The organism is Lacticaseibacillus jixianensis, assembly GCF_003946485.1.
GTDB lineage: Bacteria > Bacillota > Bacilli > Lactobacillales > Lactobacillaceae > Lacticaseibacillus > Lacticaseibacillus jixianensis.
In genome coordinates, this window is record NZ_RHOJ01000010.1 from 70985 (window position 1) to 91831 (window position 20847).

Annotated in this window: 24 protein-coding genes; 22 read left to right on the forward strand and 2 right to left on the reverse strand. The window is 59.5% G+C overall.

Annotation, left to right across the window (positions count from 1 at the left end; genetic code table 11):
* Window positions 1-370: 370 nt before the first annotated feature.
* Complete coding sequence (locus EKM85_RS05685; protein ID WP_125585311.1) at window positions 371-577, reverse strand: LBP_cg2779 family protein; 207 nt, start codon at window positions 575-577, stop codon at window positions 371-373.
* 155 nt (window positions 578-732) lie between these two features.
* On the opposite strand from EKM85_RS05685, the gene EKM85_RS05690 reads away from it, so the two are divergent.
* The 6 genes from EKM85_RS05690 (at window position 733) to EKM85_RS05715 (ending at window position 3829) form a co-directional block, all read left to right on the forward strand.
* On the forward strand, window positions 733-1041 hold the full coding sequence (locus EKM85_RS05690) for a hypothetical protein (RefSeq protein ID WP_125585312.1): 309 nt from the start codon (window positions 733-735) through the stop codon (window positions 1039-1041).
* A gap of 129 nt (window positions 1042-1170) precedes the next feature.
* Window positions 1171-2286, forward strand: coding sequence for a lactate oxidase (locus EKM85_RS05695; RefSeq protein WP_125585313.1), 1116 nt, complete (start codon window positions 1171-1173; stop codon window positions 2284-2286).
* 181 nt (window positions 2287-2467) lie between these two features.
* On the forward strand, window positions 2468-2938 hold the full coding sequence (locus EKM85_RS05700) for a flavodoxin domain-containing protein (protein WP_125585314.1): 471 nt from the start codon (window positions 2468-2470) through the stop codon (window positions 2936-2938).
* 6 nt (window positions 2939-2944) lie between these two features.
* Window positions 2945-3175 (forward strand): hypothetical protein, encoded by a 231-nt coding sequence (locus tag EKM85_RS05705; RefSeq protein WP_125585315.1) that lies wholly within the window; start codon window positions 2945-2947, stop codon window positions 3173-3175.
* Window positions 3175-3354, forward strand: coding sequence for a hypothetical protein (locus EKM85_RS05710; RefSeq protein ID WP_125585316.1), 180 nt, complete (start codon window positions 3175-3177; stop codon window positions 3352-3354). The genes EKM85_RS05705 and EKM85_RS05710 overlap by 1 nt, the downstream gene beginning before the upstream one ends.
* A 70-nt stretch (window positions 3355-3424) precedes the next feature.
* The gene (locus EKM85_RS05715; protein WP_125585317.1) at window positions 3425-3829 is read left to right on the forward strand and encodes a pyridoxamine 5'-phosphate oxidase family protein; all 405 of its coding nucleotides are present in this window, start codon (window positions 3425-3427) and stop codon (window positions 3827-3829) included.
* Window positions 3830-3902: 73 nt separating this feature from the next.
* Here the strand turns inward: EKM85_RS05715 and EKM85_RS05720 are convergent, their stop codons facing one another.
* Window positions 3903-4577, reverse strand: a complete 675-nt coding sequence (locus EKM85_RS05720) for a type 1 glutamine amidotransferase (RefSeq protein ID WP_125585318.1) — start codon at window positions 4575-4577, stop codon at window positions 3903-3905.
* A gap of 219 nt (window positions 4578-4796) precedes the next feature.
* Between EKM85_RS05720 and rsmG the strand changes: the two genes are divergently transcribed.
* The 16 genes from rsmG to EKM85_RS05800 all read left to right on the forward strand — a co-directional run bounded on the left by rsmG (window position 4797) and on the right by EKM85_RS05800 (window position 20591).
* On the forward strand, window positions 4797-5525 hold the full coding sequence (gene rsmG, locus EKM85_RS05725; RefSeq protein WP_125585319.1) for a 16S rRNA (guanine(527)-N(7))-methyltransferase RsmG: 729 nt from the start codon (window positions 4797-4799) through the stop codon (window positions 5523-5525).
* Between the two features lie 3 nt (window positions 5526-5528).
* Window positions 5529-6383 carry a nucleoid occlusion protein gene (noc, locus tag EKM85_RS05730; protein ID WP_125585320.1) on the forward strand — a complete coding sequence of 285 codons (855 nt, stop codon included), beginning with the start codon at window positions 5529-5531 and terminating at the stop codon, window positions 6381-6383.
* Window positions 6384-6392: 9 nt separating this feature from the next.
* Window positions 6393-7163, forward strand: a complete 771-nt coding sequence (locus tag EKM85_RS05735; protein WP_125585321.1) for a ParA family protein — start codon at window positions 6393-6395, stop codon at window positions 7161-7163.
* Complete coding sequence (locus tag EKM85_RS05740) at window positions 7153-8019, forward strand: ParB/RepB/Spo0J family partition protein (protein ID WP_125585322.1); 867 nt, start codon at window positions 7153-7155, stop codon at window positions 8017-8019. Before EKM85_RS05735 ends, EKM85_RS05740 begins: the two co-directional genes overlap by 11 nt.
* A gap of 11 nt (window positions 8020-8030) precedes the next feature.
* Window positions 8031-8231 (forward strand): DUF951 domain-containing protein, encoded by a 201-nt coding sequence (locus tag EKM85_RS05745; protein WP_125585323.1) that lies wholly within the window; start codon window positions 8031-8033, stop codon window positions 8229-8231.
* Window positions 8232-8235: 4 nt separating this feature from the next.
* The gene (gene ychF, locus EKM85_RS05750; protein WP_125585324.1) at window positions 8236-9336 is read left to right on the forward strand and encodes a redox-regulated ATPase YchF; all 1101 of its coding nucleotides are present in this window, start codon (window positions 8236-8238) and stop codon (window positions 9334-9336) included.
* A gap of 11 nt (window positions 9337-9347) precedes the next feature.
* Window positions 9348-10040: a DUF1129 domain-containing protein gene (locus EKM85_RS05755; protein ID WP_164510682.1), complete on the forward strand. Its 693-nt coding sequence runs from the start codon at window positions 9348-9350 to the stop codon at window positions 10038-10040.
* Window positions 10041-10271: 231 nt separating this feature from the next.
* Window positions 10272-11759 (forward strand): IMP dehydrogenase, encoded by a 1488-nt coding sequence (gene guaB, locus EKM85_RS05760; RefSeq protein ID WP_125585326.1) that lies wholly within the window; start codon window positions 10272-10274, stop codon window positions 11757-11759.
* A gap of 473 nt (window positions 11760-12232) precedes the next feature.
* The gene (locus tag EKM85_RS05765; RefSeq protein ID WP_125585327.1) at window positions 12233-12919 is read left to right on the forward strand and encodes a response regulator transcription factor; all 687 of its coding nucleotides are present in this window, start codon (window positions 12233-12235) and stop codon (window positions 12917-12919) included.
* Window positions 12920-12921: 2 nt separating this feature from the next.
* A complete protein-coding gene (locus EKM85_RS05770) occupies window positions 12922-14094 on the forward strand; it encodes a sensor histidine kinase (RefSeq protein WP_125585328.1) in 1173 nt (390 codons plus the stop codon).
* Window positions 14095-14105: 11 nt separating this feature from the next.
* Window positions 14106-15401 carry a D-alanyl-D-alanine carboxypeptidase family protein gene (locus tag EKM85_RS05775; RefSeq protein ID WP_125585329.1) on the forward strand — a complete coding sequence of 432 codons (1296 nt, stop codon included), beginning with the start codon at window positions 14106-14108 and terminating at the stop codon, window positions 15399-15401.
* 45 nt (window positions 15402-15446) lie between these two features.
* On the forward strand, window positions 15447-15908 hold the full coding sequence (gene greA / locus EKM85_RS05780; RefSeq protein WP_125585330.1) for a transcription elongation factor GreA: 462 nt from the start codon (window positions 15447-15449) through the stop codon (window positions 15906-15908).
* 45 nt (window positions 15909-15953) lie between these two features.
* Window positions 15954-17504, forward strand: a complete 1551-nt coding sequence (locus tag EKM85_RS05785) for a UDP-N-acetylmuramoyl-L-alanyl-D-glutamate--2,6-diaminopimelate ligase (protein ID WP_125585331.1) — start codon at window positions 15954-15956, stop codon at window positions 17502-17504.
* A gap of 494 nt (window positions 17505-17998) precedes the next feature.
* Window positions 17999-18724 carry an aldo-keto reductase family protein gene (locus tag EKM85_RS05790; RefSeq protein WP_125585332.1) on the forward strand — a complete coding sequence of 242 codons (726 nt, stop codon included), beginning with the start codon at window positions 17999-18001 and terminating at the stop codon, window positions 18722-18724.
* Entirely contained in the window at window positions 18720-20228 is a 1509-nt protein-coding gene (locus EKM85_RS05795; protein WP_379881975.1) for a gluconokinase, read from the forward strand. Before EKM85_RS05790 ends, EKM85_RS05795 begins: the two co-directional genes overlap by 5 nt.
* A 24-nt stretch (window positions 20229-20252) precedes the next feature.
* On the forward strand, window positions 20253-20591 hold the full coding sequence (locus EKM85_RS05800; RefSeq protein WP_125585334.1) for a hypothetical protein: 339 nt from the start codon (window positions 20253-20255) through the stop codon (window positions 20589-20591).
* Window positions 20592-20847 lie beyond the last annotated feature (256 nt).

The window sequence follows — 20847 nt, forward strand, 5'->3', positions numbered from 1 at the left end:
ACGCCAGCGGCCTCGCCGCCAAAGACCAGCGGCAATGCCTCTGGCTAGGCTGGCTGTCCCCCTAAGTGCGCGAACCCTTCGCAGCCTGTAGTTGCGCTCAGTCGAGCAACGCCCGAGCACCTAGCTACGCCCCACGCATCGCCGGCAAAAAACGCCGACAATGCGTAGGGCTAGGCTAGGTGTCGGGCTAAGTGCACTCGACTTCGCAGCCTGTAGTTGCGCTCCGGGTTCGCAACCTGTAGTTGCGCTCAGTCGAGCAACGCCCGAGCACCTAGCTACGCCCCACGCATCGCCGGCAAAAAGCGCCGACAATGCGTAGGGCTAGGCTAGGTGTCGGGCTAAGTGCGCTCGACTTCGCAGCCTGGTTTTTTTATTTTCCTTTTGGCTTGTGTTCCATGTAGTCGCGGAGGCTGGCCACGACGCTTGGTTCTGGCTGCTCACGCATTGCTTTGATGTTGTGGATGTGCTCCACCGATACGTGACTATTTAGTGCCATCTCCGTGTCCGTGAGGTCGTTCTTACGCTGGAACTCGATGATCTCGCGGGAAAAGGCGCTCAGTTGGTCTTTTTCATTCACTAGTGTGAACCTCCTTGATTCATGTTCTACGTCTAGTATACCGAATTTCAAATAAAATGCGCAGCGAACTTACTTACTTGCAAAAACGAACGCATGTTTGTATAATAAAAGTAAGGGAATTATTGTCGATGGTCTTGGTGAAAGGAGCTGGTCGCATGGACCGCCTTGCTTATCTGAATACCTTGGCTGAAGCGCAAGCCACCCCGATGCGGGTGCGCCGCTTTGAGAACAAGAACGTGATCATTCGCCGCAACCTGGCGAACCACCGGGGGCTGACGACAGAAGTGTGGAACGCGTGGCTGCAGAAGATGCTGCTGCCATATTCCGGGTTTGAGCCGATCATCGAGGTCGATCGCTTTGGTGATGACCCCGACATTCGCTTCTTCAGTGAGACTCAGCTGCCGGATGCGATTCACTTTATCTTGACCGGCAGCCGTGAGCATCAAACCGCCGCCGCTGAATAAGAGATGATCGAAGCCAGGCCAAGTGCCTGGCTTTTAACTTGCAAAAAGTCAGTACTTTTCTGTTTACTTATTATTCGTAAGTGATAAGATGGGGCTTGTAAATAAATCATCTATTTGGAGGCATTCATCATGACATTGACCAATGGGTATGAACAAAGCGACCGTGAGCAGAAACTGAACATTGTCAACCTGCCAAGTCTTGAAGCAGAGGCGAAGAAGATCATCCCGACCGGCGGCTTTGGTTACATTGCCGGTGGGTCTGAAGACAACTGGACCCTGCGCCAGAATACGGCGGCGTTTGGGCACCTGCAGATCGTCCCGAAGGCGTTGTCTAACATCGAGCAGCCTTCGACGGCAACGCGGGTCTTCGGCATTGACCTGAAGACGCCGATCATGATGGCGCCGACCGCGGCGCAGGGCCTGGCCCACAGCCAAGGAGAAAAAGACACCGCGCGCGGGGTCGCGGCCGTTGGCGGCCTAATGGCGCAAAGCACGTACTCTTCAACGTCGATCGCCGACACGGCAGCCGCGGGCAATGGCGCACCGCAGTTCTTCCAGCTCTACATGAGCAAGGACTGGACCTTCAATGAAAGTCTGCTGGATGAAGCGGTCAAGGCCGGCGCCAAGGCGATCATCCTCACCGTTGACGCGACGGTCGATGGCTATCGTGAAGCTGACATTATCAATAATTTCCAATTCCCGATCCCGATGGCCAACCTAACGAAGTTCTCGGAAGGCGACGGTAAGGGCAAGGGCATCGGCGAGATCTACGCCAGTGCCGCCCAGAAAATCTCTGAGGCAGACGTGCGCCGGATCGCGGACTACACGCACCTGCCGGTGATCGTGAAGGGCATCGAATCGCCGGAGGACGCGCTGCGGGCCATTGGCGCCGGCGCCGCCGGGGTCTACGTTTCAAATCACGGCGGCCGTCAGCTGAACGGGGGGCCAGCCGCGATCGACGTGCTGCCGGCCATCGCCAAGGCCGTTAACCACCAGGTCCCGATCATCTTTGACTCCGGCGTGCGCCGCGGCAGTCACGTCTTCAAGGCACTGGCCGCCGGCGCTGACCTTGTGGCCATGGGCCGGCCAGTGATCTACGGTCTGGCTTTGGGTGGTGCACAGGGCGTGCAATCCGTCTTTGAGGAACTCAACCACGAGCTGGAGATCACGATGCAGCTTGCTGGCACCAAGACGATCGAAGATGTGAAGCACGCACCGCTGACTCACTTCAATTACGCCGACTAAGCATGGCAAGCCGCCGAGGGGACTCGGCGGCTTTTTAATGGGCGAAGCCACGGCCGGCGCAAATCAGTTCCGCGCGGCGGCCCTGATGCTCCTGGATCTCGGTAGCGCCGGCCCGCTTTGCAGTCTGAAAGCTTTTCCATCGCCCAGCTGACGGGTTATACTGAAGGCAGAGGTGAGCGCGATGACAATTTTGATCCTGTACGAATCTGTGACTGGTAACGCCAAGGGCATGGCTCGTATTCTGCAACTGTTCTTTGAGCGGGCCGGCGCCACGGTGACGGTCGGCCAGATGCAGCAGACCGATGCGGCCGAGATGGCGAATTACGACGCCGTGATCATCGCCACCTACACCTGGCTCGGTGGGATCGTTCCGCCACCGGTGAATGATTTCTACGAGGATATTCCGCAGGTTGATTTGAGCAGGCCCGTGGTGGTCGGCGTTGCCGGCACCGGTGATCCGTGGTACGGCAAGGATTACAACACCGCGCCAGACCTGTTTGACGCCGCCTTTGAAAAGGCCGGTGCGGTGATCGGTGCCGCCCCGGTCAAGATCGAGCAGGGCGCCGAGAAGTCGGACATGCCAGCGTTCGCCGCTTTTGTTGACGCAATCATCGCGAAAGTCAAGGAAGTGCAGACTAAGCCGAAGGAGTGAGAAGAGATGGAAGAAACAGTATTCTTTAACCCCGGGGACGCCATTGCCAGCGACTACGATTTCCAGGCGGCGCGGCGCTCGGCCGAGATTTTCAAGGTGGATCACGCCTCGACCAAGGGCCTGATCGTGGCCAAGGATGGCAAGGGGCACTTCGACGTTTTTTACGAAGGCAGCAACACCGACCCGAATGCTGGCAAGGAGCCGCCCACCAAGTACACGATCCTGGCGCACCTGTGATGCGGGCCAAACTTTGGCTCACGCTGGCCGGCGGGCTGGTTCTGGCGTCTGGGGCGGCCGGGGAGTGGCAGCTGCTTAAGGCCCTAGTGCCAAACCCCTTCTTGGTCGGACTCCTTGGGCTTCTGCTTGGCGCGACCATCGCTGCGCTTATCGGCTTGTGGTGGCCTAAGAAGAATTAATCGTGCGCGGCGCACTTGGGCTGTGCTATACTAATACGGTAACTAAAAGTAAGCGAAGGGATCTGATTTCATGGCAACTTTGACGCAAGAAATGAAAGATATGATCGGTTCACAACTCAACTTTTTGGCCACGACCGATGAAAACGGCAACCCGCAGGTCGGGCCAAAGGGAACGATGCGCGTTTTCGATGACACGCACCTAATTTACAATGAAGAAACCGGCCGCCACGCGTGGCACAACTTGCAGCAAAACGGGAAGGCCGCGGTGGCCAGCGTTGACCGCAGCAAGCTGAAGGGCTTCCGGTTTGAAGGCACCGTCGCGATCCACAAGGATGACCAAATCTTTGAAGACGCGCAGGCCTTCGCCAAAAGCAAGCACCTGCCGGCCGCGATCGCCGCAGTCGTGATCTCGGTCGACCGCATCATCAAGCTCGACGCCGGCCCGGATGCCGGCACGGTCATTGAAGAAGGTTAACTGCTGCCTCGCAAAGCAGTGCAAAAGACACCCCGGCGAATTGATTCGCTGGGGTGTCTTTTGGTGTCTATCATCAGGCGGTCGGCTGACCGACGCGCTGCTCATGGCTGGTCACGATCAACTGGGCGATCGCCTTGGCGATGTTGGCGTTGCGCAGGATCGGCCCGTGGGCGTAGCTGCCAAAGGTGTTCTTGTAGCGCATCCCCTCAACGCCGTCGTCAGGGTTATTGCCGTAGCCCTGCACCATTTTGCCCAGCGGGCGGAGCATCTGCTTGTCATCGAAGTAGGTGCGGCCGCTGTGGTTCTCAAACGCCTTGACGGTCCCAAACTCGGTGGTGAATTCGGTGTCGCCGATCATGCGCGCGTCTGCCTTGAAAACGGTGTGCAGCGGCAGGATGCCGAGCCCCTTGATGGTGGTGCCGTCAGCGGTCTTGTAGTAAGCCCCCAGCAGCTGGTAGCCGCCGCAGATCGCCAGCATTGGTCTGCCGGCCTCGATGTACTGCGTCAGCGTCTCCTTGAAGCGGGGCAGGTCCTTGGCGACCACAGTCTGCTCGTAGTCCTGGCCGCCACCAAAGAAGACAAAGTCGTAGTCGGCCGCGTTAAAGGCGACCCCTAAGCTGACGTTGTCCACCTGCACCGTGTAGCCCTGCTGATTCAGCCAGTAGCGCAGGATCTTGACGTCACCGCTATCGCCGTAAGTGTTCATCAAGTCTTCATATAAGTACGCGATCCGGATCGGCTCTTTCATGGCGCGCTTCCTCTCTGCATGTCTTGCGCACAATTTTAGCACAGACGCAGGCAAAGGTGAACTCCGCCAGCCTTGGGCAAAAAGCGGGGCCAGGCGGGCCAGCGACCCCTTCTTCTCCCTCGTCATCAGGTTGTGACGTGCGGCCGATTAAGTTAAACTAGATGGTGACGTGAAACCGCTAAAAGTTTCACAATAGACCGGGTGAAAGGAAGCCGACTAATGGACCAAACCGCATTCACGAAGGCCGTCTCAGCACTTGGCATCACGCCGACAAAAGAGATGCTGACGCAGTTTGAACAGTACTACGAAGCCCTCGTTTCGGCTAACGCGCACGTGAATTTAACCGCGATCACCGCCAAACCTGAGGTCTACCTCAAGCATTTTTACGATTCCCTGACCCTGCTGGTGGCCCTGCCGGAGCTGAAAACGGCCGAAAAGAGCCTGTGCGACGTGGGGGCCGGCGCCGGGTTTCCGTCTTTGCCGGTGAAAATCGTCGCGCCGCAGCTGGATGTGACGATCGTGGACTCGCTGAATAAGCGCATCGCCTTTTTGGAGGGCCTCAGTCAAGCGCTGGGGCTGGCCGGCGTGCACCTCTACCACGACCGGGCGGAAACATTCGGCGGCAAGCGCAGCGGCCACCGGGCGGCGTACGACGTGGTCACGGCGCGGGCCGTGGCCCCGCTGAACGTCCTGGCCGAGCTGTGCCTGCCGCTGGTGCGGTTGGGCGGCCAGTTCGTGGCGCTCAAGGGCAGCAAGGGTGAAGCGGAGCTCGAGCACGCCAAGGTCGCGTTCGGCGAGCTGGGCGGCAAGCTCCGCGCAGTACACACCATCACCCTGCCGGAAACCGGAGATCCACGGACGCTGATCGTCGTCGACAAAGTTAAGGCAACGCCGGGCCGCTTCCCGCGGAAACCGGGAACGCCCAGCAAGCAACCGTTAGGAGGTTAGACATTGGCACTCTTTTTTGGGAAGAAGAAACCACAAAGTACCGGCAAGGTCGTTCAGGAATTGCCGCTGGTCGCCATTGTCCCCAACCGGTTCCAGCCGCGCAAGGTCTTTAGCGAAGAATCAATCAAGGAACTGGCAGACACGATCTCGGAACACGGGCTCCTGCAGCCGATCGTGGTGCGGGAGTTTGAACCGGACCACTACGAGATCATTGCCGGTGAACGCCGGTTTCGGGCGATGCAGTCACTGCATTTTGAAAAGGCGCCGGCCATAGTTCAGAAGATGAGCGACGAGGAGTCCGCCGCCATGGCGCTGATCGAGAATCTGCAGCGAGAAGGCCTGTCGCCGATCGAGGAGGCCGAGGCGTACACCGATTTGATGAAGCTCAACGCCATGACCCAGCAGGACCTGGCCAAGCAGCTGGGCAAGAGCCAGTCGTTTGTCGCCAATAAGCTGCGGCTGCTCAAACTGTCTGACTCCGTGCAGGCGGCCATCATGAACAAGGAGTTGTCCGAGCGCCACGGCCGCGAGCTGCTCAAGCTTGACGATTACCACCAGCAGCTGCTGCTGCACGAGATCCTGGCCAACCACTTAACCGTCAAGGAAACCGCTCAGCTGGTTGACGAGACGCTGGGCGTCAAGCCGGCCGCGCCGGCCCCGGCGGCGGTTGCCCAGCCCGCAGCGAAAAAGCCGCGGCGCCGCCGCACGCCGATCACCAAGGACGCGCGGATGGCCGTCAACACGTTGAACCAGTCGGTGAAGCTGATCAAGGACGCCGGGCTGAATCCCCAGGTGGTCGAAGAGGAAACCCCAACGGCTTACCGCTTCACCATCGAGATCCCGAAGGAAAAGAAGTAGGAGGGCATCATGGCAGCACATGTGATTGCGATTGCGAACCAAAAAGGCGGCGTTGGCAAGACGACGACGACGATCAATTTGGGTGCGTGCCTCGCCAGTGCCGGCAAGCGGGTGCTCATCGTGGACGCGGATGCGCAGGGCAATGCGACCTCTGGCGTCGGCGTTTCGAAGGCCGACGTCGCCAAGGATATTTACGACGTTTTGGTCTCCGAAGAGCCAATTCAGTCGGCCATCATGAAGACGAAGCACCAAGGCCTGGCGATCGTGCCGGCAACCATTCAGCTGGCCGGCGCGGAGATCGAGCTGACCAACCAGATGGCGCGGGAAATGCGGCTGAAGTTGGGCCTGCAGCCGGTGCTTGACCAGTATGATTACGTGCTGATCGATTGCCCGCCGTCCTTGGGCCAGCTGTCGATCAACGCCTTCACTGCGGCCAACTCGATCCTGATCCCAGTGCAAAGCGAGTACTACGCGCTGGAAGGGCTCAGCCAGCTGCTGAACACTGTGCGCCTGGTGCAAAAGCACTTCAACCCGACCCTGAGTATCGAAGGGGTGCTGCTCACGATGTACGACGCCCGGACGAACCTGGGCGCGCAGGTCATCGAAGAGGTCCGCAAGTACTTCGGCGATAAGGTGTACGATGTGGTCATTCCGCGCATTACGCGGCTGGCCGAAGCGCCGAGCTACGGGCTGCCGATCATCGATTACGACCCGAAGAGCAAGGGCTCAGAAGTGTACGAGGCATTGACCAAGGAGGTGCTAGCGGCTCATGGCGAATAAGAACAGTAAGGGCCTCGGGCGAGGCATCGATGCAATTTTTAAGGACTTTGAAAGTCCCGATCTGACCCTCAACAACGTGGATGAACTACCGCTGAAGGATATTCGGCCCAATCCGTACCAGCCGCGCAAGACCTTCGATCCCGAGGCGCTGGCCGAGCTGGCGGATTCCATCCGGACCACCGGGGTTTTTCAGCCGATCATCGTGCGCAAGAGCGTGGCGGGTTACGAGATCATCACCGGGGAGCGGCGGTTCCGGGCCTCCAAGCTGGCCGGCAAGAAGACCATCCCTGCTATTATCCGCAGCTTCGATGATCCGGAAATGATGGAGATCGCCGTGCTGGAGAACCTGCAGCGCGAAGACCTGACCCCGCTTGACGAGGCCCAGGCGTACGATACCCTGATCAAGAAGCTGAACCTCACGCAGGCGGAAGTCTCAAAGCGGCTGGGCAAAAGCCGGCCGTACATCGCCAACTACCTGCGCCTGCTGACGCTGCCAGACGCGGTCAAGAAACTGCTGAACGAGCAGAAGCTGTCGATGGGGCAGGCGCGCACGCTGCTGTCGCTGAAGGACAAGAAGCGACTGGTCCCGCTGGCTAAAAAGACGGTCCAAGATAACTTGACCGTGCGGCAGCTGGAGCGGCTGATCAATCAGCTGAATGAAGGCGCGAAGCCCGCCCGCACCGCGACCCCGAAATCCCCGTTTTTGAAGGAAAGCGAGCACCAGCTTCAAGACCGGTTCGGCACGAAGGTCAGCATCGCCCAGGGCAAGCAGGGCAAGGGCAAGATCGAGATCGATTTTGAAACCCAAGACGACCTGAACCGCCTGCTGGACCTGTTTCATGTGGATCTTGATTAGGGGGCATCACCATGTATGAATTACACGACCGGGTCCTAATGAAAAAACCCCATGCTTGCGGCACGAACGATTGGGAGATCATTCGCGTCGGCATGGACATTAAGATCAAATGCACCGGCTGCGGCCACATCGTGATGATGAGCCGCCATGATTTTGATCACAAGATGAAAAAGATCCTCGTCAAAGCAAACAGCGAAAAGGAAAGTGAGTAGCAGTATGGCATTAACAGCAGGTATTGTTGGCTTGCCCAACGTCGGCAAGTCCACATTGTTCAACGCGATCACCAAGGCGGGCGCCGAAATGGCGAATTACCCGTTTGCCACCATTGACCCCAACGTGGGGATGGTTGAGGTGCCGGACAGTCGTCTGGCGCGGATCGATGAGCTGATCCCGGCCAAGAAGATCATCCACACCACTTTTGAATTCACGGACATTGCCGGGATCGTCAAGGGCGCCTCGAAAGGTGAGGGCCTGGGCAATAAGTTCCTGGAGAACATCCGTCAGGTCGACGCGATCGTGCATGTGGTGCGGGCGTTTGATGACGATGAGATCACCAGTGTTACCGGCAAGGTCGATCCCTTAGACGACATGGAGACCATCAACTTGGAACTGGCGATCGCGGACTTGGATTCGGTCGACAAGCGCTACACCAAGGTCCAGAAGGTCGCCAAGAGCGGCGATAAGGAAGGCAAGGCCGAATTTGCCGTGCTGGAGAAGATCAAGCCGGTGCTGGAAGCTGGTAAGCCGGTACGGTCTTTGACCTTCACTGAGGACGAACAGAAAATCGTTCGGGGGCTGTTCCTGTTGACCGACAAACCGGTGCTTTACGTGGCCAACATCGCCGAAGCCGACATGGCGGACCCAGACGCCAGCCCGTACGTCCAGCAGATCAAGGAAGAGGCCGCCAAGGAAAACGCCGAGGTCATTGCCGTGTCTGCACGCACCGAAGAAGAGATCGCCGAGCTGGATGACGCCGACAAGGCCGACTTCCTGGAAGCGGAAGGCGTCTCTGAGTCAGGCCTAGACAAGCTGATCAAGGCCAGTTACCATTTGCTGGGGCTGGCGACCTTCTTCACCGCTGGCGGGCCGGAGACGCGCGCCTGGACGTTCAAGAAGGGGATGAAGGCGCCGCAAGTGGCCGGGATCATTCACTCCGACTTCGAGCGCGGCTTCATTCGCGCCGAGACGATGAGTTTTGCCGATCTCGATCAGTACGGCTCTGTCCAAGCCGTCAAAGAGGCGGGGCGTTACCGCTCTGAAGGCAAGGAATACGAAGTGCAGGACGGGGACATCATCGAGTTCCGGTTCAACGTTTAGGGGGAACAATTGTGACGGAAAAACCAGTTAAAGAGGCCGAAGCAGTCGAAGAAGTCGTTGACGTTGACGCCTTGTTAGGCAAGCTGTCAAAGAAGAACGACGAGTACGTGTTCAAGCTGCGGCGGATCCTGACCGACCACCAGTGGTCTGAGCAGCGGCAAAAGACGCTGCTGGCGGATCTGCTGCCGGAGATCCTGTCCGCACAGCACCAAGGCAAGCCGGCCACTCAGCTTTACGGGCCGGTCACCGAGAAGGCCAACAGCCTGATCCACCAGCCTAAGAAGCGCAAGAAGGTACCGTTTTGGCTCAACGGCCTGGACCTCGGCCTGTTCTTCACGAGCATGTTCGGCTTAGTCTATGGGATTACGGCCTTCTTCAATCGCAATAAGTCCCTGAAGACAACCGGTAACGGGCTGCCGTCGCTGTTGATCATGGCCCTGATCGCTGGGTTTGCGTTTGCTTACTACAACGACTGGAGCACGCAAAAGAAAGACGAACGGCGCAAAACTTGGCAGGTCATGGTCGTCATGGTCATGGTGATCCTGGTTGGGTCATGGGCAGCAGGGGCCATTGGCATGATCAAGTCCCCAATCACGGCGCCGATGCAGTGGCCGGCCTACTTGATCCTGGCCGTTGTCACTTACGGGGCGCATTACTTGCTGAAGCGGCGTTACCACCTGCGGGGGGTCCTGGGCGGCGCCTAGGCCGAACTTTTTGCTTTTGAGCAGGGGATAAATATAGTAAATGACGAACGGTTAGTTTCAAACTCACGGCAAGCCGGATGAACATTCGGCGTTGCTGGCGGAAAATGAGACGTTTTTCATTTAAAAACCGCGGTGGGTCAGGGCTCATCGCGGTTTTTGCGTAATCCGTTGACGCTTTGACCTAGCCAGTGCTATGCTAGTCAGCAACAAAAAACGAAAGAGGGATCTCACTTGAGTAATTGGGACACGAAGTTCGCGCGTAAGGGATTCACGTTTGACGATGTATTGTTGATACCTGCAGAAAGTCACGTTTTACCGCAAGATGTTGATTTGAAAGTGCAGCTCGCGCCTAACTTGAAGTTGAACATTCCTATTCTCTCCGCCGGCATGGATACCGTGACCACCTCGGCGATGGCGATCGCGATGGCTCGCCAAGGCGGCCTTGGGGTCATCCACAAGAACATGAGTATTGCGCAGCAGGCCGACGAGGTCCTGACGGTGAAGCGGTCGGAGAACGGTGTGATCATTAATCCGTTCTTCCTCACCGCCAACGACCCGGTTTCGGCGGCCAATGCCCTGATGAAGAAGTACCGCATCTCCGGCGTGCCGATCGTTGACTCCAAGGACTCCCGTAAGTTGACGGGCATTATCACCAACCGGGACCTGCGCTACGTCACCGATCACAGCGTGGCCATTGGCTCCGTGATGACCAAAGAGGGGCTCGTCACCGCCCCCACCGGCACGTCGCTGGAAGAGGCCGAGGAGATCCTGCAGGCCCACAAGATCGAGAAGCTGCCGCTGGTTGACGAGGACGGGCGGCTGTCCGGCCTGATCACCATCAAGGACATCGAAAAGGTCGTTGAATTCCCTGATGCGGCCAAGGATGACCACGGCCGGCTGCTCGTGGCCGCTGCGGTCGGTGTGACCTCCGACACCTTCGAGCGCGCCCAGGCGCTGCTTGACGCCGGCGTCGACGCGATCGTGATCGACACGGCCCACGGCCACTCTGCTGGTGTTTTAAGGAAGATCAAGGAGATTCGGGCGCACTTCCCAAGCGCAACGTTGATCGCCGGTAACGTCGCCACTGCCGAAGGGGCCGCGGCGCTCTATGACGCCGGCGTCGATGTCGTCAAGGTCGGGATCGGCCCTGGCTCCATCTGCACCACCCGGATCGTGGCTGGGGTCGGCGTGCCTCAGCTCACGGCGGTTTACGACGCGGCCACCGAGGCCCGCAAGCGCGGCAAGGCCATCATCGCCGACGGGGGCATTAAGTACTCCGGCGACATCGTGAAGGCCCTTGCCGCCGGCGGCACAGCCGTAATGCTGGGCTCCATGCTGGCCGGGACTGATGAGGCCCCTGGCGATATGGAGATCTATCAGGGCCGCCGCTTCAAGACCTATCGCGGCATGGGGTCGCTCGGAGCGATGGAACAGGCCCACGGCAGTAAGGACCGCTACTTCCAAAGCGGCGTCAACGAGGCCAAGAAGCTCGTTCCGGAAGGCATCGAAGGACGTGTCGCGTACAAGGGCAGTCTTGCCGATGTGATCTACCAGATGGATGGCGGCTTGCGTTCAGGCATGGGCTACGTTGGGGCAAAAACGATCACCGACCTGCAGGATAACGCGCAGTTCATCCAGATCTCCGGCGCCGGTCTGCGGGAAAGCCACCCGCACGACGTTCAGATCACCAAGGAAGCGCCAAACTACTCCGTTGAATAAGCGTGACTAAGCTAAGGGCCCGGGACATTAGTGTTCCGGGTCCTTTTTTGTGGGCTGCGTGCCGCGGCCTGCATGGAGGAACTTCTTTAAGAATTTTCAGCCCCTTGGCAATGGCTGCGCAAGGCGGGTGGGCTTTTGGTACAATGAAGGCGGACTGAAGGCATTTTTCAGTAAAAGGGTCGGGGCAAGTAAACTCGCGTTCGCAGCCTAGTTGCGCTCAGCGGGGCAACGCCCGAGCGTCTAGCTACGGCCAAGCCCTCGCCGGCAGAAAACGCCGGCAATGCGTCAGGCTAGGCTACCCATCCCGCTAAGAACGCTCGCCTTCGCAGCCTAGTCGCGCTCAGGCGAGCAACTCCCGAGCATCTAGCTACGCTGAGGGCCTCGGCGCTAAAAACCAGCGCCAATGCCCTCAGCTAGGCTAGCTGTCGGGCTAAGAACGCTCGCCTTCGCAGCCTTTCAAAAGGAGAACACATATGAAAATTCTGATCGTGGATGATGACAAAGAGATTGTCGAACTCCTCAGTATCTACGTGAAAAACGAGCATTACGAGCCCATCGAGGCATACAGCGGCAAGGAAGCGATGACCAAGCTGGCCACCAATCCGGACATTGCGCTGATGATCCTCGACATCATGATGCCGAACATGTCCGGCATTGAGGTGGTCAAACAGGTGCGCAAGGACTCGCAGATCCCAATCATCATCGTGTCCGCCAAGACTGGCGATATGGATAAGATCCAGGGGCTGATCACCGGGGCCGACGATTACGTCACCAAGCCGTTCAACCCGCTTGAAGTGATGGCGCGCGTCAAAAGCTTGCTGCGCCGCTCCACGAATAACGTGACCAACCCTGAACCCGACAAGCTGGAGGTGGGCCCGCTGACCATCATGAAAGATAGCCACGAGGTTACCACGCTCACGGGCAAGCAGATCCAGCTGACCGCCCTTGAGTTCGGCATCCTGTACCTGCTGGCCAGCCATCCTAACCGGGTATTTTCGGCCGATGAGATTTTCGAGCGGGTCTGGCAGCAGGAGTCGATCGTGTCGGCGAAGACCGTCATGGTTCACGTCTCACACCTGCGCGATAAGATCGAAGAAGCCACTGGCGGCGAAAAGGTGATCGAAACCGTCTGGGGTGTCGGCTACAAAGTCGAGGGTTAGTCATGGGAGAAAAAGTCCGCCTGACGGGCAAGGAGAAATCCGAGCTTTGGCTTGAAGGCGTCGTGACCGTAGTCCTACTGCTGATGCTGAACTTTGCGCTGTTTGTCCTGCTCAAGGAGCTGGTGGGAATCAGCCAGCCGCTGCAGGATTCAATCTGGAGCGTGAAGAACGTCCTGACGTTCGGTCAGGACCGCCAGCACTTGTGGTCCTGGCGCAGCGTGTTCATCGTCGTCATGGCGGTGGTGGATGTGATCGTGGTTTACTGGCGGCTAATTCGCCGCTACCGGCAGGTCCAGATGCGGCACGTGATCCGCGAGCTGCACTACATCGCGGACGGGCACTTGGACCACCGGATCCAGTTCAAGGTCAACACTGACCTGCAGAAAGTGATCAACTCGATCAACGCCCTGGTCGATTCCACCGTCAACTCCATGCAGGAAGAACGGCGGATCGAAAGCAGCAAGGACGAGCTGATCACCAACGTGTCGCACGATATTCGCACGCCGCTGACGTCAATTATTGGCTACCTTGGCCTGATTGAGGACAAGCAGTACCGCAGCGATGAGGAACTGGTCAAATACACCCACACGGCTTACCTGAAGGCCAAGCAGATGAAGGTGCTGGTCGAGGACCTGTTCGAATACACCAAGGTTCGCCAGACCACGACGCCGCTGAACGCCGTCAAGTTCGACATGCTCGCGATGCTGGAACAGCTGGCCGCCAGTTTTGAGCTGGAAGGGGAAAAGCGCCACCTGCGGTTCGTGGTGACCGGCCGGCCGAATCCGCTGATCATGGAGGCGGACACCGAAAAACTCGGCCGCGTCTTCAACAACCTGATCGCCAACGCCCTGAAGTACGGGAAGGGCGCGCGGCACATTTTTCTGAATGCTGAAGCCGTGGGGTCGGAGGTCGTGATCAAGGTGCAAAACGATGGCGAGCAGATCCCTAACGATTCGCTCAGCCAGCTGTTCGACCGCTTCTACCGCGTCGAAGGTTCCCGTAATCAGGAGACTGGCGGCACCGGCCTGGGACTGGCGATCGCGCAGAGCATCGTGACGCTGCACGGCGGCTACATCTACGCCGACTCGACGCCGGCGATGACCAGTTTCGTCATGCACTTACCACGCACGCTTGGGCAGACCTTAAAGCCCGATCGTAAAATCAAAAACGAATAAGGAGTTTGATGATGAAAAAATTTTGGCGCGGCTTAGTCGTTCTAGTCGCTAGTCTTTCCGTGTGGGCGGCGGTCGCCCCGGTCGGGGTATCCGCAGCCACGACGGTTGACGTGAACGCGAAGGCCGCAGTGGCGGTGGATGCGCAGTCCGGCCAGATCCTGTACCAGAAGAACGCCGATCAGCCCCTGCCGATCGCCTCGATGACCAAGATGATCTCGCTTTACTTGGTCCTGCAGGCGATCCACCAGGATAAGCTGAAGTGGACCGACACGATCGCCCCTGATAACGCCATTTACACGTTGGCCAAAGACACCAGTTTGTCCGGCGTTCCGCTGGAGCCAGAAAACAAGTACAGCATCAAAGAGCTTTACCAGGCCAGTGTCATATACTCGGCCAACGACGCGATGATGCTGCTGGCCAATGCGGTCGCCGGCTCGCAGGAACAGTTTGTCGGCAAAATGCAGACGCTGCTGAAGGGCTGGGGGATCAATGACGCGAAGATCGTCAACGTGACCGGCCTGAATAACACGGAGCTGAAAACCGACCGCGTCGCCGGCACGGACCCCCACGCGGAAAATGAGATGTCGGCCAAGGATATGGCGGTGGTCGCCCAGCACCTTTTGAACGATTACCCGGAGATCCTGGAGACCACGAAGGTCAAAACGATGATGTTCCGCAAGGGCACCAGCGATCAGACCAAGATGGACAACTACGACTGGATGCTGCCGGGCCTGGTGGCCGCGCAGAAAGATCTGCCAGTGGACGGGCTGAAGACGGGCACGACCAACTTGGCCGGCAACTGCTTTACCGGCACGGCCAAGAAGAACGGTTACCGCCTCGTCACAGTGGTCCTGAACGCCGGCGGCACTGCCCAGACGCGCCGCTTTGACGAAACCGCCAAGCTGATGCGGGCGGTGTTTGCTGATTGGAAGAAAGCCAGCGTTATCAAGCGGGGCCAGGCGGTTAGCGGCCACAAGACCCTGACCGTCGACAAGGGCAAGCAGACCACAGTGGCCCTCAAGGCGAAGACCACGACGGAGGTGCTGGTGCCGACCAGCGCCACCAACAAAGACGTGGTTTACACCTACGTGCCAGCCAAGGGGTTTGCCAGCAAAGTGGCGGCACCGGTGAAGAAGGGCGCGCCGGCCGGGGTGCTGACCGTCGACGTCAAAGGCGAGAAGCTGGCTTACCTGAACGACAAAGCGGGCAACCAAACGCAGCTGATCACCGCCAAAAAGGTCGACAAGGCGAACTTCTTTGTCCTCCTGTTTCGGGGAATCGGCGAATTTTTCAGTAATTTATTCTAAAATTAGTTAGTGACGCCAATCAACGTCAAGTTGGGAGGCATTAACATGGTTCAATATCATCAAATCACGGCAGACGGGATGAAGACGCTCAAGGCGGAGAAAGTCCTGCTAGAGGCAGAGCGGCCGGGTAAAATCAAGGCGCTGGCCGCGGCGCGCGCTTTGGGCGATCTGTCCGAAAACACCGAGTACAGTACGGCTAAGTACGAACTGCACCACCTTGAGGGGCGGCTGCGGTACTTGGATAAAGTCATTCGCTACGGCCAAGTCGTGTCGACAGACCCCAAGCCCCTCGTTGACTTGGGTAAACGCGTGACGGTGCGCTTTGACGACGACGAGGAAACGGCCACCTTTCGGGTAGTCGGCCCGCACGAGGCGGGGATGAAACCGGAGAACCTGGCCATTAACTCCCCGCTGGGTCGTGCGCTAAACGGGCGCAAGGAAGGCGAAACGGTGACGGTGACTGCTCCCAGTGGCGCCTACAAAGTGACTGTTGTTAAGCTGAAGTAGGCCTATGCTATAATTGCCAGAGATCACACGCAGAGGAGTCTGAACATGGCACTTTCATTACACGCATGCATATTGCTCTTGAAGGAGCACCACCTGCTTAAAAGCAGTGCGGTTCAAAGCGACCTGGACACGGATATGTCGGGGATCGCCTATGATTCACGGAAGGTGTCTGGGCCGACACTGTTTTTCTGCAAAGGCGGGCACTTCCGCCCAATTTACCTGTCCATGGCCAAGGATAACGGCGCCACGACCTACGTGGCCGAGAAGCCTTACGTCGAAGGCAACGGGATGAACGCGCTGATCGTGGTCAACATCACCAAGGCGATGGCGATCCTGGCGGCGGCCTTCTACGATTTTCCCCAGGACGACCTGTTCGTGATCGCCTTCACCGGGACCAAGGGGAAGACGACCTCGGCGTACTTTGCGCGCGCGATCTTGGAGCAGGCGCACCCGAAGCACGTGGCCCTGTTCTCCACGATCGATACGATCGTCGGGCCGAACCCGGACCAGCGCTTCAAGTCCGACCTCACCACGCCGGAATCCGTCGATTTGTTCCGCAACATGCGGACGGCGGTCGATAACGGCATGACTCACCTCGTGATGGAAGTCTCCAGCCAGGCCTACCTGCGCAACCGGGTGTTCGGACTGACTTATGATGTCGGCTTTTTCCTTAACATCACGCCGGATCACATTGGGCCCAATGAGCACCCGAACTTCGCCAACTACCTGCACAACAAGCTGCAGCTCTTGGTGAACTCTCGCAAGGTGGTCATCAACGCCGAGACCGAGCACTTCAACGAGGTCTACGCTGCGGCCATGACGACGACCTACCCGGATTCGATCTACCTGTTTGCCAGTGCGGCCTTCAAGCCGGCCGGGGACGTGCCGATCGATTTTCGCTTCGACAGTAAGACCCTGAGCACGACGCGCAGTCAGTTCCAGCTGGTGCCGGTGACCGACAAGGCGGCGGCGCTTAATGTCTCTGGTCAATATAACCTGAAGCTGATCGGGGACTTCAACGAAAGCAACGCGACGGCGGCCATCATCGGCGCCGGCCTGGCCGGCGTTGACGGGGCCAAGGCGATGCCGGGGATCGAAAACGTCACGATCCCGGGGCGGATGGAGCACTTGACCGTGCCGGGCCACGGGGTGGTGTACGTGGATTACGCACACAATTACGGCGGCATGAAGGCGCTGCTGCATTTCCTGGAGGTCGAGTATCACGATCCGCGCATGCACGTGGTCGTCGGCTCGCCTGGCGATAAGGGCGTGTCGCGGCGACCGGGCTTTGCCAAGGTGCTGAGCGAGTACGCGACGACTGCCTACCTGACGACCGATGATCCGGGGTTCGAGGATCCGGCCAAGATCGCGGCCGAGATCGACGCGGGGATCGACCACACCAAGGTGGCCGTCCACACCGTGCTTGACCGGCGAGAGGCGATCACCGCCGCCATTTCCAACAGCGGACCAGACGACGTGGTGATCGTCGCCGCGAAGGGCGCCGATCCTTACCAGAAGGTCCGGGGCGTTAATACCCCGTGGCCGACTGACATGGTCGTTGTCAAGGAAGTGGCTGCCGAGTTGGCAGGCAAATAGTTTTGCAGCGGTCCTTTGCCTCGGCAAGGGCCGCTTTTTTGTAGGGTGCGCAGGGCTGGCGAACTTAGGCTGATGCCCAGCATAGGCCGGTGCTTTGCCTGCAACGCAGGTGAAGCGCCGGGCGTAGCAGGGCACTTAGCCGTTGCCAGACCGGAGCCCAACTTGTAGGGTGCGCAGGGCTGGCGAACTTAGGCTGATGCCCAGCATAGGCCGGTGCTTTGCCTGCAACGCAGGTGAAGCGCCGGGCGTAGCAGGGCACTTAGCCGTTGCCAGACCGGAGCCCAACTTGTAGGGTGCGCAGGGCTGGCGAACTTAGGCTGATGCCCAGCATAGGCCGGTGCTTTGCCTGCAACGCAGGTGAAGCGCCGGGCGTAGCAGGGCACTCAGCCGTTGCCAGACCGGAGCCCAACTCGATCGCCGCTAGCCAGCAGAAAAGTTGCGGCCGCCGCGACGTGTGGTACGCTGGGTTGAGACTGAAAGAAGGAAGACTAATCGTGAGTCATTTAACCAAACTGAGCGACACAAAGGCACTGAACGCCGCGTTGGCGATCCCCGCGCTGGGCGTTATTGTGGATGAGGCGCCCGCGCCTTTGGCAGCGGCGGCCCTGGCACAGGGGTATCGTCACCTAGTCTGCGCCCCGGCCCATTTGGCGACTGTCCAGGCGGCGGTGGCGGCAGCGGCCACGCCGGTGTTCATCACGGTGCGGCTGGTCTCACCGGTTGCCCCAGCGCTGGCGGCCTTGGCCCAGGCGGATCTGCTGGTGGCAACCGCTGCCGCAGACGGTGACCTGACGGCGCTGGCCCAGGCAGTGGCGGCGGGCCGGGCTAAGGCCTGGGGCAGTGACGCCGAGGACCAAGCGGCCGCAGGGCAGGCGGTGCTGGTTATGCCATTAGGGGTGACGCGGCAGTACCCGGCCGCGGTTGCCCGCGCCCAGGCCGCGCACCAGTTGGTGGCTACGGACTTACCGTTTGGCCAAGGCGACCTGGCGCTGCTGCGGCCGCTGCGGCGCATGGCGGAGCGGTACCAGAAAACGCCGGCGCAGATCGTCGTGCGGTGGTTGCTGCAGGGTGAGCGCTTGGTGTGGCTGCCTGCACAGACGCCGGCGCAGCTTGCTGAGTGGGGCGACGTGTTTGACTTCGAACTCAGCTTTCACGATATGCAGGTCCTGGCGAGTCTAGACGGGCGGGCCATGGCACCGCAAAAACGCAGGAGGCATTGAGATGCAGGTCGTAATTGGGGTAGATATCGGGACGACTGCGACGAAGGCGGTGGCATTTGACGCAGCCGGCCGTGCGGTGGCCCAGGCCAGTCGGGCGTATCCGCTGATTCAAGCGGTGCCGGGCATGGCAGAACTTGACCCGCAGGCAGTGCTTGCGGCGGTTCAAGCCGCGGTGGCGGCAGTCGCCGCCGCACTGCCGGCGGGCGCGATCGCCGCGCTCAGTTTCTCTGCGGCGATGCACTCGCTGCTGCTGCTGGATCAAGATTTCCGGCCGCTGACGCGGGTGATGACTTGGGCCGACATTCGGGCGGCAAAGCAGGCCGCGGCCTTAAAACAGCGCCCTGACAGTGCGCAACTGGTCGCCCGCACCGGGGTGCCGCTGCATCCGATGACGCCGCTGGCCAAGCTGATGTACCTGCAGGAAGCACAACCGGCACTGATGCGGCGTGCAAGCTACGTCGGGGGGCTCAAAAGCTGGCTCATGGCCGTGTTTTACGGGCAGTGGCTTGCCGATTACTCGCTGGCCAACGCCACCGGGCTCTTTAATTTGCACACGCTGGATTGGGACCCCGCAGCACTGCAGTTGGCGGGGGTGACAGCAAGCCAGCTGCCGCCTTTGGTCGATACGGATACCCTGCTGCCAGCCCTTACACCTGCAGCGGCCAAAGCGATGGGGGTACCACCCGCCACGCCAGGCATCATTGGCGCCTCGGACGGGACCCTGGCGAACATCGGGGTGGCCGCCCTGGCGCCCGGGGCCTTGGCGCTGACCATCGGCACATCTGGCGCGGTGCGGACCGTGATCAAAACGCCCCAAAGCGCGCCCGGTGGGAAGCTCTTCACCTACTACCTCGCGCCTGACCGGTGGGTCGTCGGCGGGCCAGTGAACAACGGCGGGATCGTGCTGCAGTGGGCAACGAAAACGTTGCTGGGGAACACGGCGACGGTGGCCGAAGCCATTCAGTTGGCCCAAACGGCCCCGGCAGGCGCGCACGGGCTGGTGTTTCTGCCGTATCTGGGCGGCGAGCGGGCACCGCTTTGGGACGCCGCCGCCCGCGGCAGCTTCGTCGGGCTCACGCGGCAGCACACCAAAGCGGACATGCTGCGCGCCGTCATGGAGGGTATTTTGTTCAACCTCAAGGCGGTGGGGGCGCTGATGCAGCCAATGGTCGGTACGCGGCCGACCCTGCATGCCGCGGGTGGTTTCGCTAAAAGTGAGGCCTGGCGGCAGATGCTGGCGGACGTGTTTGATTGTCCAGTGGTCGTGCCGCAGAGCGTGCAAAGTTCGGCGTTGGGGGCAGCGGTCATGGGCATGAAGCGCCTGGGCTGGATTCCTAGTCTGGACGCCGTTTCGGGGATGCTGACGATGACTGACCGGTACCAGCCCGGCCAAGATGCGGCGGTGTACCGGGCTCTGTGGCCCCTGTGGCAGCAGGTCAGCCGCGCGTTGGCCGGCACGTACGGTGAGTTTGCCGGTTTTGCCGCCACGCCGGGTATGGTATGATACGCAAAGTATTGGAGGTGCGACATGTACGAAACAACCAAACGCCGCCACGTCAGTCCTGAAGTCGCGGCAGTATTTCCCAAGGAAGTCACGGATCAGTTGTTTGACGTCCTGAAGTTGATGAAAAAGGCCGATCAGCTGGTGACCGCACCGGTCGCCTTCGCCTTTTCCGACGATTCGACAGCTTCCGAGCTGTACGCAATGCTGATCCAGGGCAACCTGGCACCGGCCCAGGAGTTTCCGTTGACCTACAGCGGTGAAAAGGATTTTCTGGGTCACGGCTACATCCTGATCGCCAAGGACAACCCCAAGGCTATCTACATCGATTTCAGCAAGGCCAACGATTTAGCCGACCTAAACTAAGCGGGCAACCGCTTTTTTTGTAAGGTGCGACGGGTTCGCGCACTTAGGCAGACGCATTGCCTAGCCTGGTGCTTTGCTCGCAAAGCGAGTGAAGTGCCAGGCGTAGCAATGCGCTCTGCCGTTGCGACCCCGGAACCCGATTATCCAAGGTGCGCCGGGTTCGCGCACTTAGCGGGACAGGTAGCCTGTTATGAAGTGACCCGTGTCAACTCCAACTTTCAATTTTCGATATCATCGCTGGCACCAACAAGCTTCA

Coding starts and splice junctions, on each gene's coding strand:
- EKM85_RS05690 (WP_125585312.1), top strand. CDS start 733: ATGGACCGCCTTGCTTATCTGAATACCTTGGCTGAAGCGCAAGCCACC.
- EKM85_RS05695 (WP_125585313.1), top strand. CDS start 1,171: ATGACATTGACCAATGGGTATGAACAAAGCGACCGTGAGCAGAAACTG.
- EKM85_RS05700 (WP_125585314.1), top strand. CDS start 2,468: ATGACAATTTTGATCCTGTACGAATCTGTGACTGGTAACGCCAAGGGC.
- EKM85_RS05705 (WP_125585315.1), top strand. CDS start 2,945: ATGGAAGAAACAGTATTCTTTAACCCCGGGGACGCCATTGCCAGCGAC.
- EKM85_RS05710 (WP_125585316.1), top strand. CDS start 3,175: ATGCGGGCCAAACTTTGGCTCACGCTGGCCGGCGGGCTGGTTCTGGCG.
- EKM85_RS05715 (WP_125585317.1), top strand. CDS start 3,425: ATGGCAACTTTGACGCAAGAAATGAAAGATATGATCGGTTCACAACTC.
- EKM85_RS05720 (WP_125585318.1), bottom strand. CDS start 4,577: ATGAAAGAGCCGATCCGGATCGCGTACTTATATGAAGACTTGATGAAC.
- rsmG (WP_125585319.1), top strand. CDS start 4,797: ATGGACCAAACCGCATTCACGAAGGCCGTCTCAGCACTTGGCATCACG.
- EKM85_RS05735 (WP_125585321.1), top strand. CDS start 6,393: ATGGCAGCACATGTGATTGCGATTGCGAACCAAAAAGGCGGCGTTGGC.
- EKM85_RS05740 (WP_125585322.1), top strand. CDS start 7,153: ATGGCGAATAAGAACAGTAAGGGCCTCGGGCGAGGCATCGATGCAATT.
- EKM85_RS05745 (WP_125585323.1), top strand. CDS start 8,031: ATGTATGAATTACACGACCGGGTCCTAATGAAAAAACCCCATGCTTGC.
- ychF (WP_125585324.1), top strand. CDS start 8,236: ATGGCATTAACAGCAGGTATTGTTGGCTTGCCCAACGTCGGCAAGTCC.
- EKM85_RS05765 (WP_125585327.1), top strand. CDS start 12,233: ATGAAAATTCTGATCGTGGATGATGACAAAGAGATTGTCGAACTCCTC.
- EKM85_RS05770 (WP_125585328.1), top strand. CDS start 12,922: ATGGGAGAAAAAGTCCGCCTGACGGGCAAGGAGAAATCCGAGCTTTGG.
- EKM85_RS05775 (WP_125585329.1), top strand. CDS start 14,106: ATGAAAAAATTTTGGCGCGGCTTAGTCGTTCTAGTCGCTAGTCTTTCC.
- greA (WP_125585330.1), top strand. CDS start 15,447: ATGGTTCAATATCATCAAATCACGGCAGACGGGATGAAGACGCTCAAG.
- EKM85_RS05785 (WP_125585331.1), top strand. CDS start 15,954: ATGGCACTTTCATTACACGCATGCATATTGCTCTTGAAGGAGCACCAC.
- EKM85_RS05800 (WP_125585334.1), top strand. CDS start 20,253: ATGTACGAAACAACCAAACGCCGCCACGTCAGTCCTGAAGTCGCGGCA.